Annotated in this window: 14 protein-coding genes; 6 read left to right on the top strand and 8 right to left on the bottom strand. The window is 70.0% G+C overall.

The window, feature by feature from the left end; translation table 11 throughout:
- Positions 1–100 precede the first annotated feature (100 nt).
- A complete protein-coding gene (locus AB0O34_RS02820; RefSeq protein WP_363911871.1) occupies positions 101–1,267 on the top strand; it encodes an ROK family transcriptional regulator in 1,167 nt (388 codons plus the stop codon).
- Positions 1,268–1,335: 68 nt separating this feature from the next.
- A complete protein-coding gene (locus AB0O34_RS02825; protein WP_363911873.1) occupies positions 1,336–1,848 on the top strand; it encodes a VOC family protein in 513 nt (170 codons plus the stop codon).
- A 21-nt stretch (positions 1,849–1,869) separates the two neighbouring features.
- On the opposite strand, the gene AB0O34_RS02830 is transcribed toward AB0O34_RS02825, so the two are convergent.
- Entirely contained in the window at positions 1,870–2,241 is a 372-nt protein-coding gene (locus AB0O34_RS02830) for an STAS domain-containing protein (RefSeq protein WP_363911875.1), read from the bottom strand.
- 148 nt (positions 2,242–2,389) lie between these two features.
- Here AB0O34_RS02830 and AB0O34_RS02835 point away from each other — a divergent pair, with 148 nt between their 5' ends.
- Positions 2,390–2,521: a hypothetical protein gene (locus tag AB0O34_RS02835; RefSeq protein ID WP_363911877.1), complete on the top strand. Its 132-nt coding sequence runs from the start codon at positions 2,390–2,392 to the stop codon at positions 2,519–2,521.
- Positions 2,522–2,648: 127 nt separating this feature from the next.
- Here the strand turns inward: AB0O34_RS02835 and AB0O34_RS02840 are convergent, their stop codons facing one another.
- Positions 2,649–3,227, bottom strand: coding sequence for a thioredoxin domain-containing protein (locus AB0O34_RS02840; RefSeq protein WP_363911879.1), 579 nt, complete (start codon positions 3,225–3,227; stop codon positions 2,649–2,651).
- 140 nt (positions 3,228–3,367) lie between these two features.
- A complete protein-coding gene (locus AB0O34_RS02845; protein WP_363911881.1) occupies positions 3,368–5,338 on the bottom strand; it encodes a multicopper oxidase in 1,971 nt (656 codons plus the stop codon).
- A 294-nt stretch (positions 5,339–5,632) separates the two neighbouring features.
- Between AB0O34_RS02845 and AB0O34_RS02850 the strand changes: the two genes are divergently transcribed.
- A complete protein-coding gene (locus tag AB0O34_RS02850; protein ID WP_363911883.1) occupies positions 5,633–6,877 on the top strand; it encodes a styrene monooxygenase/indole monooxygenase family protein in 1,245 nt (414 codons plus the stop codon).
- Between the two features lie 14 nt (positions 6,878–6,891).
- Here the strand turns inward: AB0O34_RS02850 and AB0O34_RS02855 are convergent, their stop codons facing one another.
- The 5 genes from AB0O34_RS02855 to AB0O34_RS02875 form a co-directional block, all read right to left on the bottom strand.
- The gene (locus AB0O34_RS02855) at positions 6,892–7,182 is read right to left on the bottom strand and encodes a hypothetical protein (RefSeq protein ID WP_363911885.1); all 291 of its coding nucleotides are present in this window, start codon (positions 7,180–7,182) and stop codon (positions 6,892–6,894) included.
- A 239-nt stretch (positions 7,183–7,421) separates the two neighbouring features.
- Positions 7,422–8,807, bottom strand: coding sequence for a hypothetical protein (locus AB0O34_RS02860; protein ID WP_363911887.1), 1,386 nt, complete (start codon positions 8,805–8,807; stop codon positions 7,422–7,424).
- 104 nt (positions 8,808–8,911) lie between these two features.
- On the bottom strand, positions 8,912–9,586 hold the full coding sequence (locus AB0O34_RS02865) for a winged helix-turn-helix transcriptional regulator (RefSeq protein ID WP_363911889.1): 675 nt from the start codon (positions 9,584–9,586) through the stop codon (positions 8,912–8,914).
- Positions 9,587–9,623: 37 nt separating this feature from the next.
- The gene (locus AB0O34_RS02870) at positions 9,624–10,940 is read right to left on the bottom strand and encodes an AarF/UbiB family protein (RefSeq protein ID WP_363911891.1); all 1,317 of its coding nucleotides are present in this window, start codon (positions 10,938–10,940) and stop codon (positions 9,624–9,626) included.
- Positions 10,937–11,314, bottom strand: a complete 378-nt coding sequence (locus tag AB0O34_RS02875; RefSeq protein ID WP_363911893.1) for a VOC family protein — start codon at positions 11,312–11,314, stop codon at positions 10,937–10,939. Before AB0O34_RS02875 ends, AB0O34_RS02870 begins: the two co-directional genes overlap by 4 nt.
- A 178-nt stretch (positions 11,315–11,492) precedes the next feature.
- Between AB0O34_RS02875 and clpX the strand changes: the two genes are divergently transcribed.
- Both clpX and AB0O34_RS02885 read left to right on the top strand, forming a co-directional pair.
- Positions 11,493–12,839 (top strand): ATP-dependent Clp protease ATP-binding subunit ClpX, encoded by a 1,347-nt coding sequence (gene clpX, locus AB0O34_RS02880; RefSeq protein ID WP_363911895.1) that lies wholly within the window; start codon positions 11,493–11,495, stop codon positions 12,837–12,839.
- 41 nt (positions 12,840–12,880) lie between these two features.
- A complete protein-coding gene (locus tag AB0O34_RS02885; RefSeq protein WP_363911897.1) occupies positions 12,881–13,459 on the top strand; it encodes a hypothetical protein in 579 nt (192 codons plus the stop codon).
- Positions 13,460–13,504 lie beyond the last annotated feature (45 nt).

Here is a 13,504-nt window from a genome sequence, read left to right on the forward strand (position 1 = left end):
ACTAAATATCGGCCGGTACTCGCGGCAGGTCAAGAGGGACGCCCCGGCGAGTTCACGGGAAGGTATTGGGCGCTGTGATCGAAGCAGGAGACAACCCCTGATGGCACAGGCCGTACGACACGATTCGATGCGCGCGGGAAACCTCGCCGTCGTCCTCGGAGAGCTCGACCGGAGCGGGCCCCTGACGCGTGCCGCGCTCGCCGAGACCACCGGCCTGACCAAGACCACGGTGTCGAAACTGGTCGGAGACCTCATCGACGCGGGCATGGCGGTGGAGTCCGGCGCGGTGCGCGACGGCGAGCGCGGACGGCCCGGCGTGGCCGTACGCCTCAGCGGGCACCGGGTCGCCGCGCTGGGCCTGGAGATCAACGTCGACTACCTGGCCGCCTGCGTCGTCGATCTCAGCCGCACGGTGCGCCTGATCCGTACACAGCCTGTGGACAACCGCGCGGCCTCGCCGGTGGACGTGATCGGGCGGTTGCGGCAGCTGGCGACCGGCATGCTGGCCGACGCCGCCGCGCAGGGGCTCTCCGTCGCGGGCGCGATCGTCGCGCTGCCCGGCCCCGTCGACCGCTCCACCGGCGCCGTACACCGGGCGCCCAACCTCGGCTGGCGCGACGTGACCGTCGCGGAGACACTCGCGCTTCCGCTGCCCGTGCTCGTGGACAACGAGGCGAACCTCGCCGCGCTGGGCGAGCTGTGGTTCGGGTCGGGGGCGTCGCTCGGCGACTTCCTCCACGTGTCCGGAGAGATCGGCATCGGCGCGGGCCTGGTGGTCGACGGCGCGCTGTTCCGTGGCGCGCATGGCTTCGCGGGCGAGCTGGGCCACGTCGTGGTCTCCCCGGACGGTCCCGCGTGCCGATGCGGCGGCACCGGCTGCCTGGAGCGGTACGCCGGGCAGGACGCGCTGCTGCCCCCGGACGAGGAGATCACCGAGCTCGTGGCCCGGCTCAAGGCGGACGAGCCCACGGCGGCGACCGCCTGCGAGCGGGCCGGTTCGGCGCTCGGCGTCGCCCTCACCACGGCGGTCAACCTGCTCGACCCGGACACGATCGTGCTGGGCGGGATCTTCGCGCCGCTGTTCCCCTGGGTGTCCGGCCCGGCGGAGGAGGCGATGCGGAAGCGGCTCGGGCAGATGCGCGCCCGCGTCCCCGCCCTGGTCGTCTCGCAGGTCGGCGCCGACGCCGCGACGCTCGGCGCGGCCGGTCAGGTGATCCAGCGCATCATCGCCGACCCCGGCGCCTTCCTGCTCACCCCACAAGGGTGACCCGGCCCGTGGAGCGGTGGAACGCACGGGGGTATATTGGTTGAGAGTTCAAGTTATTGGAGGCTGTCATGCCCGTTCACCGTCTCAACCACGCCGTCCTGTACGTGCGCGATGTCGAGCGCAGTGTCGCGTTCTACCAGGAGGCGCTCGGCTTCCACGCGGTCATGGCGTTCCCCGGCGCGGCCTTCCTCCAGGCGCCGTCGTCCAACAACGACCATGACCTGGGGCTCTTCCAGATCGGTGCGGAGGCGGGCCCGTCCCAGGCGGGCAGGGCCACCGTCGGCCTCTACCACCTCGCCTGGGAGGTGGAGACGCTCGGCGACCTCGAACAGATCGCCGCGAAGCTGAGTGACCTCGGCGCGCTCGTCGGCGCCTCCGACCACTCCACCACCAAGGCCCTGTACGCCAAGGACCCCGACGGCATCGAGTTCGAGGTGTCCTGGCTCGTGCCCGCCGCGCTCCTCACCGAGGAGACCCTCGCGGGGCGCAGCAGCATCCAGCCGCTCGACATCGCCCGCGAGAAGGAGCGGTACGGTGCGAGCACGCGCGGCGGGGTAGGAATCTCGATCGGCGCCGTCTGACCAGGACGTGGTGCGGTCGCCTCAGGCCGGGCCGACCTCCAGCACCGCCTGCTCGACGGTGTCCAGAGACTCGAAGTGATTGTCCAGGCCGCTGATCCTCAGCCGTCGCCGCAGGTAGTCGGGCACGGCGACGAGGATCAGCCGCCCCTTGGCCGACGTGATCTGGTTGAAGACATAGACCAGCGACCCGAGGCCGGCGGAGTCGCAGAACTTCAGACCGGCCAGGTCGATGATGATGCGGGGACCCTGCTCTCCGGTCCACACCCCGTCGATGTGGGCGTTGAAGATGGGGGTGCCGTGGAAGTCCAGGTCACCGGCCAAGTGCAGCACCGTGCAGTCATCAAGGCGTTCAACACGGATATCTAAGTTCTGACCGTGCTGCGACGCTGGCATGGGTATGCACCCCTTCTAACGGTGAAACCGTTTCTGTCTCAGTGCAGGCTATGCCCCTCCCGTCTCACCCGGCCACCCACGGGTTCACGACCTGTACTCCCCCAGGGTATGACCCCGCGCTCAGTTCGCGCTGGAGGGTGACCGCGAGGTGCAGGTAGTCGCGGGCGAGATCGGCCCGGCCCGCCGCCCGGTACGCGCCTCGGCCTCGAACACCTGCGTCAAGTGGGGTGGAAAGGCCGGCTCCTCCGCCTACGACAGCCCCTTCGAGCACTGCGGCTGACACCTGCAACAGATCCGACCAGGCGAGGCGCTCGCGCGTCGCACTGACCGGACCGTGTGCCCACCGGCCGGGCAGGCCACGACAAGGCCACTTCCAGACCACGGGAAGTGGCCTTCCGTGCCTGCGCTCAGCCCGTCACGGCGGCCACCGCGGCGACGATCATCTGGGCGTTCGCCGGGACGGACACGCCCTGCACGAAGACGGTCGGTGTGGCGTTCACCCCCCGCTGGGCGGCCCTCGCGGTCACGTACGCCGCCCACTCGACGTAGGTGTGCCGGTGCACGCACGTTCCGAAGCCCGGGTCGGTCAGCCCGACCGACCCGCCCAGCTCGGCCAGCTCGTCGTCGCTGAGCCCCGGCCCGCCCTCGGGGGGCTGGTTGACGAAGAGCGCGTAGGCGTACTCCATGAACCTGCCGTGGTCGGAGGCGCACCCGGAGGCCGAGGCGGCCCGGGAGGAGTACTGGTTGGTCGACGCCGCGTCCAGGAAGGCCATCGGGTGGTACACCATGGTGATCAGCCGGTTCTCCACCAGCTGGTCGAGCGTGGGCCCGGCCGTCAGCTCGAACTGCTTGCAGAACGGGCACTGGAAGTCGATGTAGGCGTCCACGATGACCGGGCCGTCGCCGACCTTGATGCCGTCGCCGGTCTCCGTCGCCCCGGCCGGCACGTGGACCGGTGCCATGACCTGGCCTGCTCGCATGCTCATACGATCCTCCTCCGGACACCGGGGGACCTTGGCCCCCGATCAGTAGAACGACCCGGCCGTGGGCATCTGTTCTCTCCGGCGCACAAACATCGGCCAAAGACTGCCCCGCGCCCTCGCGACGATCGCTCCGCCAAGTGGCGTCAGGAGCCGACCTGGAACGGCCGCATCATCTCGTTGTCCTCGTGTTCGAGCAGATGGCAGTGCCACACGTACATACCCTCCAGGTCGAACATCATCTTGATCCGGGTGACCTCCTTCGGGTAGGCGATCACCGTGTCCTTGAAGCCCCGCTCCCAGCGCTCGGGTGGCCGGGCCTTGGCGCCCTTGAGCGGCCCGCGGTCGACGACCTCGAAACGGACCTCGTGCAGATGGACCGTGTGGGCGTCGTCGGTGGAGTTGTGGATCTCCCACACCTCGATGGCGCCGAGCGATGGGTTCTCGGTCACGGGATCCGACCACATCTTGGCCGTGCCGCCTCCGGCGAGGGTGCCGAGCATCGTCGCCGCCGGCACCTCCGTGCCCGCCCTGACCTCCATGGAATGCTCCAGGAGTGCCACCTGACGGGTCAGCGTCGCCGGGCCGCGCCGGGTGAGCGCGGGCAGCGCGAGCCGTGCGGGCGGCACGCTCTCGTCCCTGCCGGAAAGCGGCCTCAGCGCGAACTTCATCACCTGCCCGGTGGTCGCCGGGTTGGCGGGCGCCGCCTTCGCGTCCCCGCTGAACGGCTCGTCGGGACCCTCGTTGATCAGGTAGAACTCCGTGCCCGGCCTGGCACCGGTGAAGTCGACGATGACGTCGGCACGCTCGCCGGGGCCGATGATCAGGCTGTGTAGTCGCACCGGCTGGGGCAGGTACCCGGCCTCCGCCCCGATCTGCCAGAAGGGCACGGCGGGCGCCGCCGGGCGTCTGGCGAGGGGGTCGGCCGCCACCTTGAGGATCAGGAACCGCGAGTTGCATCCGTTGAGGAAGCGGAGGCGGTAGCGGCGTGGCTCGACCGCCAGCACCGGCCACGTGCGGCCGTTCACCATCATCGCGTCGCCGAAGAACTCCGGCTGCCAGATGGGCGGCACATGGCTGCGGGGGATGTACGGGCCGCCGTACTTGTCGGAGAACAGCGCCCGGCTGCCGGGGTAGAACAGCGAGCCGTCCTCGGCGAAGGTCCGGTCCTGGATGATGATCGGGATCTCGTAGTAGCGCGTGCCGGGAGGGTCGCCGGCCTGGGGAGCGGGTCCGGGAAGCACTCCGGGGTCGAGGTCCGACGCTCCGCCGCGAAGCAGGTAGAAGCCCGCGAGCCCCGCGTAGACGTTGAGCCGAGTCATGCCGAGGGTGTGGTCGTGGAACCACAGCGTGGACGCGGGCTGGTCGTTGTCGTACTGGAAGACCGCCGAGCCCGGCTGCCACTCGACGCTCTCGCGGCTCCCGAACGTGCTCATGAAATGGCCGTACCGCGAGCCCTCCGTGGCGTGGTCAGAGGGGATGTTCCGCGCGGCCGGGAGGTACCACGACTCGGGATGGCCGTCGCTGTCGTCCATGCTGCACCCGCCGTGCAGGTGCGTGGTGATCGGCACGGGCCCCCGGTACCGGCCGGGCGTGGCCGAGAACGCCGGTCGCGTGTCCCGGCCGTGTTGCCCGCCTGGAGGGTTCGCCCAGTGCAGCGTCGGGTCCACGGGCAGCAGGTGCGACAGGTAGCCCCCGTCGCCGTCGACGAGCTGGTTGACCCACATGACCCGTATGGGACGTCCTGACCTGGCCTCGATGGTGCACGCGGGGGAGGCGAAGCTCTCGGGGTGCTCCGGCGAGCCGTACCCCCACAGCGTGGTCGCCGGGTTGCCCGGAGGCAGCACCTGCTGCCGGAACTGCCGGACGCCGATGACGTAGCGGTCGCGGTCGCCGTCCGGTGAGGCGTCGGCGGGCATGGCCGGCGGGATGACCAGTGGTGTGACGTACTTCGCGATGCCCGCCGCGTCGAGCGTGCCCGCCCAGCGCACGCCCGGCGAGGAGGCCGTCGCCCGCCTGGCCGATGTCACCCCGCCGGAGGTCTGGGACGTACGTCCGGTGACCAGCAGGGCCGCTCCGCCCGCCGCCGCCTTCAGGACCTGACGTCTATCGATCATCTCGGCTCCTTTCCCGGGGCCGGGAAGTTCTGTAGATCAGTACGCCGACGTCCGCCTATGCGCGGATATATGCCTTAAAGGCGACAATTCCCCCTGCACGACTTGTACCCACCCGCCCGCGCGCTCACCGGGTCGCGTTCACGGCCCACCCTAACGGAAGGCCAGGTAACGCCCATGCGCGTGTCCCTTTTACGGCTTTCCAGGAGAAACGAGGCTGCCAAGCACATGCCAACTCGGCGTCAATCAGCGCCCAAGTCCGGTGCTGCTGAATGAGGGCGGAGAAGGGAGCAAGAAATGACCACCAGTGAAATCGGCGTAGTGGGCGCGGGGATCTCCGGCCTGACGCTGGCGCTGAGGCTGCGGCAGCTCGGCGTGGACGTGACCCTGTACACCGAGAAGACCGCCGACGAGCTGAGGGGTGGCCGCCTGCCCAACACCGTCGCCCGCATGGGGCGCACCCGCGACCGTGAACGCGCCCTCGGCAGCGAGCACTTCGCGGACGCCGAGAGCCTCTCGAAGACCGCGAGGATCTCCATCAAGGGCGAGCCGCCGCTGGAGTTCGAGGGCACCATCGAAAAGCCCTTCCACGCCGCCGACTTCCGCCTCCTGCTGCCCGCCTTCCTCGACGACTACACCTCCCGTGGCGGGCGGCTGGTGGTGACCGAGCCCTCTCCGGGCGCCGCGGACGTCGAGAGGTGGTCGGCGGACCACGAGCTGATCGTGGTGGCCGCCGGGCGGCGCTCGGTCGCCGAGCTGTTCCCCCGCGACGAGGCCCGATCCCCGTACGACCGCCCGCAGCGGTCGCTCCTCGCCGGCCTCTACACCGGCATCACCCCGGCGGGCTTCAGCTACAACGTGTCGCCGGGGTGCGGGGAGATCTTCCAGATGCCCATGCGCACGCGGGACGGCATGGCCGGCGGGATGCTGGTCGAGGCGGTCCCCGGCGGCCCGCTGGAGCCGATCACCCGCATGTCCTACCAGGACGATCCGCGCGCCTTCATCCGCACGCTCCAGGGCGTGCTCGCCGAGCACGCTCCCCGCATCGCCGAGCGCGTCGACCCGGGCTCGTTCGACCTGCTCGGCCCGGACGACATGCTCCAGGGCGCGGTCACGCCGATGGTACGCAACCCCGTCGCCAAGCTCGCCACCGGCCGCATCGCCCTCGCCGTCGGGGACGCGTGGATCACCAACGACCCGATCACCGGGCAGGGCGCCAACCTCGGCTCGCACTGCGCCTGGGTGGCCGCCGAGGCGATCGCGGCGGGCGGCCCGTACGACGTGCGGTTCGCCGAGTCCGTGGCCGCCGAGATGTGGAAGGTCGCGGGGCCGGTGACCGAGTGGGCCAACGCCTTCCTCCAGCCGCCGGCCGAGCACGTGCTGAAGCTGTTCATCGGCGCGGCCATGGACCGCGGCCTGGCCGACCACTTCATCAACCTGTTCAGCGACCCGGTGGCCGCCTGGTCGCTGTTCTCCGACCCGGCCGAGGTGGACGCGCTCCTGGCCTCCCGCGCGGAGTCCTCGCTCGTGGTCTCGTCCTAGCCCGCGCGTCCGCGTCAGCGCGTACGGCCCGCCCACCGCGCCAGCGCGGGGACGGGGACCGAGCACGCGAGGAAGACGGCGGCGACCATCAGCCAGCCCGACGCCCGGAACTGCGTCAGCAGGAGGGTGAAGACGGCCGGTGCGAACATCTGCACCGTGGCGGTCGCCGCCTCGGACGCGCCCTGGTAGGCGCCCCGGGCGTCCTCCCGCATCAGCTCGACCGACAACGCCCAGCTCCCGCCGACGTACCCGAGCTCACCTGCCACGTGGAACAGCGCGGCGACCGCCACCACCGCCGTCGCCACCGGCCCCGAGCCTCCAGCCGTGGTGGCGAGCAGGACGCAGCTCGCGGCGAGGAAGGCTCCCGCCCAGACCGTGGTACGCGCGGCCCCCGACGTGGTCCGGGTGAAGTTCGTGACGAATATCTGCAGCGCGGCGCGGCTTGGTCGAGGCGCACGAAGGCACCCGCGACCTGACCCTCACCGCCCAGGGCGCCACCGACCTGCCGGCCCTCCTCCCGTCGTTCACCCTCCCCTGAGGGCCCTCACAGGCTCTTGAGGTAGGCGAGGGACGGCATGAAGAAATACTCGCCGCCCCGCATCGTGACGGTCTGGGGAACCTCGGCCTGCGGCGCGCTGAGCTTGTCACTGCCCCAGGCCTTCGGATACCTCACCTTGACCTCGCGCTTGCCCTGGCCGATCACAGGGTCGTGGCCGGCGCCCTCCGACGGGAAGCCGGGGCTGTCGGCCCACGACTGCTGCGTGAACTCGAACTGGTTCTGCAGGCTGGAGTTGAACGCCATGAACAGCAGGCCGACTCCGCCCGTGGGCCTGGTCTCCGGGGGCGCGTCGTCCCAGGGCACGTCCGTCCGCGTGCCGTACGTCTGACCGCGCCTGGCCATCATCACACCGAGGACCCGCTCGAGGCCACCGTCACGGGAGTCGCGCGGATTGACTTTGCGGATGTGCGCGCTGACGGGGCACTTCGACCCGGGGTCGTCGCGGTAGCTGAAATCGTTCTGCACCGGGAAGCCGTCCGAGCTCGGCTTGCCGTGGAGCCTCAGCGGCGTGCCGTCGCGGAACCTTCCGACCAGCATGGCCCCGGCCAGCTGCCGGTCGGCTCCCGTGAGCCCGAGGTTGTCGGCGAGGTGCTCCTCGGCCTGCCGGAAGGCGCGTACGTTCTGCTCCAGCTTCCGGAAGACGAGGTAGCTGCCGAAGTGCCTGGCCGGCTTCGGAGCCAGCGGGTCGGCGACCAGGATGTGGCTCAGCGGGAAGAACGGCGTCCAGTTCGTACCCTTCTCCCCGGCCACCTGTTCGGCGAGGAAGAGCGGCTGGCTTCGGCCGTCGATGTAGCCGAAGTGCTCTATGCCCCGGTCCTGGGCGTTACGCAGCCCGAGTCCCGTCTCCTCGCCAAGGACTTTCGCCGTCGCCGGCAGCAGCGCCAGGACGCGCTCACGGGTGGCGGCCACCGGCGGCGCGGTGGCGTCCCCGATCATCACGACCGCGTGGATCTCGCCCTTGTACGACGCCTCCCAGGCGCTCACCGGCGGGTCTTCGAGGGTGTCCTTGCGCCGCTTGAGCCCGGACTTGAACGCGTTGTCGGTGAAGCCGGTCGTGGAGTGGCCGAGCTTGAGGTAGCCGAGCTTGCTGATCCCGACCCCGACGTACGACGTGCCCGCCGCCTTGGACCGGTTGAACTCCCTGACCTCCTCCAGGTGCCTCCTGGCCGACTTCATCAAAGGGACCAGGTCCCGCAGGAAGCGCTTGGCGTCGGCCCCGTCGCCGAAGCCGATGAACAGGACCGACATGTGTTCCCTGACATGCGCCTGCAGGATGTTGGGCTGCAGGTTGTCCAGCATCGCCTTGGTGTCGGCGTCCAGAGTGGCCGAGTCCCACGCGAGCGGCGTGCTGTTGGACAGATTGACCGGCATGTCGTTCCTTCCCCGTTGTCTGAGTAGTCCCGGACCCCCATCCGTAAGAGTGTTTTTTCATGACAAAGGTTCGTTGCATAGAGCGAAAGGGAAAGGGACCGGAATCAGCCGGGGAGCAGGCCGAGCATGCGGCAGCAGCGGAGCACGGCTCCGGGGTCTCCGTCGAGGCGCAGCCTGCCCACGACGACGGCTTCCAGGGGGTCGAGCCTGCCCGCCCCGATCTCCACGAACGTGACCGCGTCGGTCACGGCGAGCAGGCCGGGCTCAGGGGTGGGGCCCGCCACGACCTGCGCGCTGCCCTCCTTGATCGCGACATGGAAGACCTCGATGCGCCCGTCCTTCCCGGAGATCTCGAACTGGTAGCACTCGTCGGGGGCGGACACGGACGGCGGGCGCATCATGGCCTCCACCGCGACGAGCGACCACTCGGGGCGGACCTCGTCCTCCGGATCGGGCTCGGCCAGGAGCGGCATGCCCCAGCGGGCGAGGTCGAGCACCACCGGGCGCAGCGACTGCCCGCGCTCGGTCAGCCTGTAGCGGCGGGCGCGGCCGTCGGGATCGGAGGTGAGCTGCTCCACCACGCCCGTGTCGCTCAACAGCTTGAGCCGGACGGCCAGAAGGTTCGTGCCGATTCCCGGCAGGTTGGCCAGCAGCTCGTTGTAGCGGCGCGGCGTGACCAGGAGCTCACGGACGATGAGCAGCGTCCACCTCTCGCCGATCACGTCCAGCGCCGCGGCGAGGCCACAGTATTGGCCGTAGTGTCTGCGCCCTTCCTTCATAAGACTACTTTACTACTTTTAGATATAGTGATAAAGGTCATCGGCGGGTGAACAGAGCCCTTACCAGGTAGGGCATGGCCAGCTCCTGGAAGTCCACTTCCGGGTGGTAGGCGTTGATGGCCCCCTCGAAGACGAGGATGCCGAGCAGCGGGAAGATGAACTGCGGATCCGCGTGGAGTCCGTGCCTGCGCTGCATGTCGAACAGTCCGCCGGCGAAGCGCAGCAGGTCGAAGTCGCCGGCGCGGACCCCGGTGACGGACTCGACCAGGGCCACCATTTCGGCGGTGAAGGCGCCTTCGTCCAGGCCCCGCCGGTCCATGGCGGTGGACAGCACGATCTCGGCGCAGCGTTTCCCGTTGCCGGTGCCCATGCGGAAGAAGAACTCGGTGAAGGCTCGGCGTGCCCCTTCCGGCAGCTCCACGACGAACCCGGCGTCGAGGATCTGGACCGATCCGTCGGGCATGAGGTAGAGGTTGCCCGGATGCAGGTCGCAGTGGACGAGGCCGTCCAGGAACAAGATCTTGTAGATGGCGGCCAGCGCCGCCTCCACAGCCCGCACCGAGGCCTGCTCGCCGAGGTCGGCCGGAGACCTCCTGGCGAGTCCGGGAAGGTACTCCATCACCAGCACTCCCCGTCCGGTTCGCGCGGGGTCCGCGTACTCGGGGTGGGGCAGGGGCACCTTGATCTCGTCGAGCTCCTTCAGCGCGGCCGACAGCCGTACGAGCGCGGCGGCCTCCGCGGTGAAGTCGAGCTGCCCGGCGATGGCCTGGGACATCTGCCTGACGGCGGCCACGGCGGGCAGCCCCCGCATCATCGGGGTCCGGGCGGCCAGGGCGGTGCCCCAGGCGATGAGCCGCAGGTCGGCGGCGATGATCTCCTCGACCCCCGGCCTGCGGAGCTTGACCGCGACCTCGGTGCCGTCAAACAGCGTGGCCCGGTAGACGCAGGCGATGCTTCCTGAGGCCACGGCCCGAAGGTCGAAGCGGGCGAAGATCGTCTTCAGTGGCGCGCCCATCCGGGCCGCGACCAGCTCCTCGGCGGTCTTGGCGGGGATCGCGGGGACGTCGTCGTACAGGCGGGAGAACGCCTTGCACAGCTCGGCGGGGAGCAGGTCAAGACGGGTGCTGAGCAGCTGGGCGAGCTTGACGAAGGTGGGCCCCGCCTGGTGGAGCCGGGCGGCGACCGCGCCGGCGGCGGCGCGGGGGAAGGCCGCGCGACGTCCGGTCAGCCTGGCGACGACCCACAGTGCACCGACCCGGGCCGCCACGGCGAGGAAGGTGCGGCCGACCGTCAGGATCCGGCCGGTGAGCATGCGCGCGCCCACGGAGGGGCGGTGGACCGAGGTGGCGGTCACTCGCTGAACTGGATCAGCTCGATCACGTTGCCGCTCGGGTCGGCGACGGCGAAGTAGGGGCCCACAGGGCTTTCCTGAAGTGACTCGTGCAGCAGCTCGGCCCCGGACTCGCGCAGCCTGCCCAGTTCCGCCTGCGCGTCGGCGACGCCCAGGTTGATCATGATGCACGCGCCCGAGGGGTAGTCGGCCTTGGCCGGGCGCTCGGCGAGCTGGAGCACGAGCCGGGGCCCGTCGTTGACCAGCTCCACGAAGTAGGGCGCACCCCGGTCGGAGCGGACGGCGAAGCCCAGCGTGTCGGTGTAGAAGGCCACCGCCTGGTCCATGTCGTGCACGTTCACGCTGATCACTGCGATCTTGGATCCGGTCCCGGCCATGTGGTCGACTCCTCGCTGCGGTCGGTGTGGCTTATTAAAGGTAGATGGTGGACGCCGGTCCGCAATGGCAGGTCTCAACCACGGGAAACGCCGCGTATGTCGACATTTGATTATTGTCGACCCCTAATCCGATCAGTACATTTTATTGAAGTGACCTACCCGGTCGAGAGGTGGACACATGACCCCTTCCCTCCGCAGAAAGCTCGCCTACTGCTCCTTTTGCGGAGTGAACGAGCTGGCCGCCGTCCCCCTCATCACCGGCACGGGCACGGCCATCTGCGTCGACTGCGCCAAGGCGGGCATCGCCGCGGTCGAGGGGCGGCGCAGGAGAAGGAACACCTCCGGCAGGCTCACCCCCTCGATGCTGCTGGCCCGGCTGGACGAGCACGTCATCGCCCAGGGGGCGGCCAAGAGGGCGCTGAGCGTGGCCGTCTACAACCACTTCAAGAGGATCGGGAAGATCGGCGAGCGGTCCCAGCCGTCTGATCGGCCGGCCAGGCTCGCCAAGTCCAACATCCTCATGGCCGGGCCCTCCGGGACCGGCAAGACCCTCCTCGCCGAGACCCTCGCCGTGACCCTGGGCGTGCCGTTCGTGGTCGCCGACGTCACCTCGATCACGCAGGCCGGGTACGCGGGCGAGGACACCGAGTCCATCTTCCGCCGCCTGGTCACCGCCGCCGACGGCGACGTCGCCGCCGCCCAGCACGGCATCGTGTTCCTCGACGAGGTCGACAAGCTCGCCAAGCGGGAGGCCGGGGCGCTCGACGTCTCGGGAGAAGGCGTGCAGCAGAGCCTCCTGAAGGTGCTGGAGGGCACCGAGGTGTCCCTGGCCACCCGGAGCGGCGCCGACGGGCCCGCCGGATCCGAGGCCAGGAGGATGGACACCTCCAACATCCTGTTCATCGCCGGCGGCGCCTTCGTGGGCCTGGACGAGATCGTCGCCGAACGCGGCAACTCCCGGGGCATCGGCTTCGGCGCGAGGGTCGTGCCCGATCCGGAGACCACCACCGACGCCGAACCCCAGGACCTGATCTCCTACGGCCTGCTCCCCGAGTTCGTCGGCCGGTTCCCCGTGGTCGTCCAGCTCGAACAGCTCGGCCTGGCGGAGCTGCGCCGGATCATCTCCGAGCCCGTCGACTCCCTGCTCGCCCAGTACGAGGAGCTCTTCCGGCTCGACGGGCATGTGCTCTCGTTCACCGAGGAGGCACTGACGGCGGTCGCCGAGAGCGCGCAGAGCAGGCAGACGGGGGCCAGAGGGCTGCGGGCGATCCTGGAGAGCACGCTGCTCGGGCTGATGTTCCACAGCCCCGACTGGGACCCGGGCCAGCGCCTGGTCGTGGAGGCCCGGCACATCACGGCCGCCGTCGCCGCGGACTCCGCGATGCCGGCCCCCGCACCCGCCTCCCCCGAGGGAGAGGCACAGACGTCCCCGTCCTTCGAGGCGGGGCCGAACCGAGAACACACCGAACGGCGGGCTCCGCTTCCGCGTGTCGTGCAGGCCGTGGCTCCCGGCCGTCCGGTGTGAACCGCCACCCACGTTAAACGTGGGAACAGCAGGAGGAAACCATGAGTACCCCCCAGATCGTCAACCCGCTCCCCCGGCAGACCGAGTTCCCCCCGGTCGCGGACGTGGAATTCCAGCAGTCCGAGCTGAACATCCCGATCGTCGCCGACGGCGAGGTCAAGGAGATCCTCAAGATGTCGGCCGTCCTGCGCCTGGACCGGGGCGCTCCCCTCACCAACGCCGGTGGCCACCGGCAGTTCGAGTTCGCCATCGAGCAGTGGGAAGTGGCCGGCTTCTCCGAACTGTTCGGCGAGTACGTCACCATCACCCTGTCCGACACCCCCCAGCCGCGCAGCCTGGCCATCGCGCAGCAGGCGGCGGCCGACTACCCGGCGATCATCGTCTACAACGCCATCTTCGACGTCTACGTGGGCAAGCGCCGCGTGGCCGAGAAGGTCACCGGCCTCGGTGTCGGCGTGGACGCCTACGAGGTCCCCCCGCGCGTGAACATCCAGTTCCAGAAGGCGTTCCCGCTCGGCCCCGGCATCGAGGCCAGCGCGGGCGCGTGCGCCGAGGAGACCGCCCTCACCGAGGGTGAGTTCACCGCCAGGGCCGACGAGTTCCGTCAGCTGCGCGCCTAGCGGTGAACCGCGGCGACCGGGTCGCCGGCAAGTGACAGGGGGCCC

The sequence above is a fragment of the Sphaerisporangium sp. NPDC088356 genome (assembly GCF_040685555.1).
Classification (GTDB): Bacteria; Actinomycetota; Actinomycetes; order Streptosporangiales; family Streptosporangiaceae; genus Sphaerisporangium.

Excerpts from the sequence above, each read along its gene's own strand:
- AB0O34_RS02820 (WP_363911871.1), top strand. The coding sequence starts at position 101 with ATGGCACAGGCCGTACGACACGATTCGATGCGCGCGGGAAACCTCGCC.
- AB0O34_RS02825 (WP_363911873.1), top strand. The coding sequence starts at position 1,336 with ATGCCCGTTCACCGTCTCAACCACGCCGTCCTGTACGTGCGCGATGTC.
- AB0O34_RS02830 (WP_363911875.1), bottom strand. The coding sequence starts at position 2,241 with ATGCCAGCGTCGCAGCACGGTCAGAACTTAGATATCCGTGTTGAACGC.
- AB0O34_RS02840 (WP_363911879.1), bottom strand. The coding sequence starts at position 3,227 with ATGAGCATGCGAGCAGGCCAGGTCATGGCACCGGTCCACGTGCCGGCC.
- AB0O34_RS02845 (WP_363911881.1), bottom strand. The coding sequence starts at position 5,338 with ATGATCGATAGACGTCAGGTCCTGAAGGCGGCGGCGGGCGGAGCGGCC.
- AB0O34_RS02850 (WP_363911883.1), top strand. The coding sequence starts at position 5,633 with ATGACCACCAGTGAAATCGGCGTAGTGGGCGCGGGGATCTCCGGCCTG.
- AB0O34_RS02860 (WP_363911887.1), bottom strand. The coding sequence starts at position 8,807 with ATGCCGGTCAATCTGTCCAACAGCACGCCGCTCGCGTGGGACTCGGCC.
- AB0O34_RS02865 (WP_363911889.1), bottom strand. The coding sequence starts at position 9,586 with ATGAAGGAAGGGCGCAGACACTACGGCCAATACTGTGGCCTCGCCGCG.
- AB0O34_RS02875 (WP_363911893.1), bottom strand. The coding sequence starts at position 11,314 with ATGGCCGGGACCGGATCCAAGATCGCAGTGATCAGCGTGAACGTGCAC.
- clpX (WP_363911895.1), top strand. The coding sequence starts at position 11,493 with ATGACCCCTTCCCTCCGCAGAAAGCTCGCCTACTGCTCCTTTTGCGGA.
- AB0O34_RS02885 (WP_363911897.1), top strand. The coding sequence starts at position 12,881 with ATGAGTACCCCCCAGATCGTCAACCCGCTCCCCCGGCAGACCGAGTTC.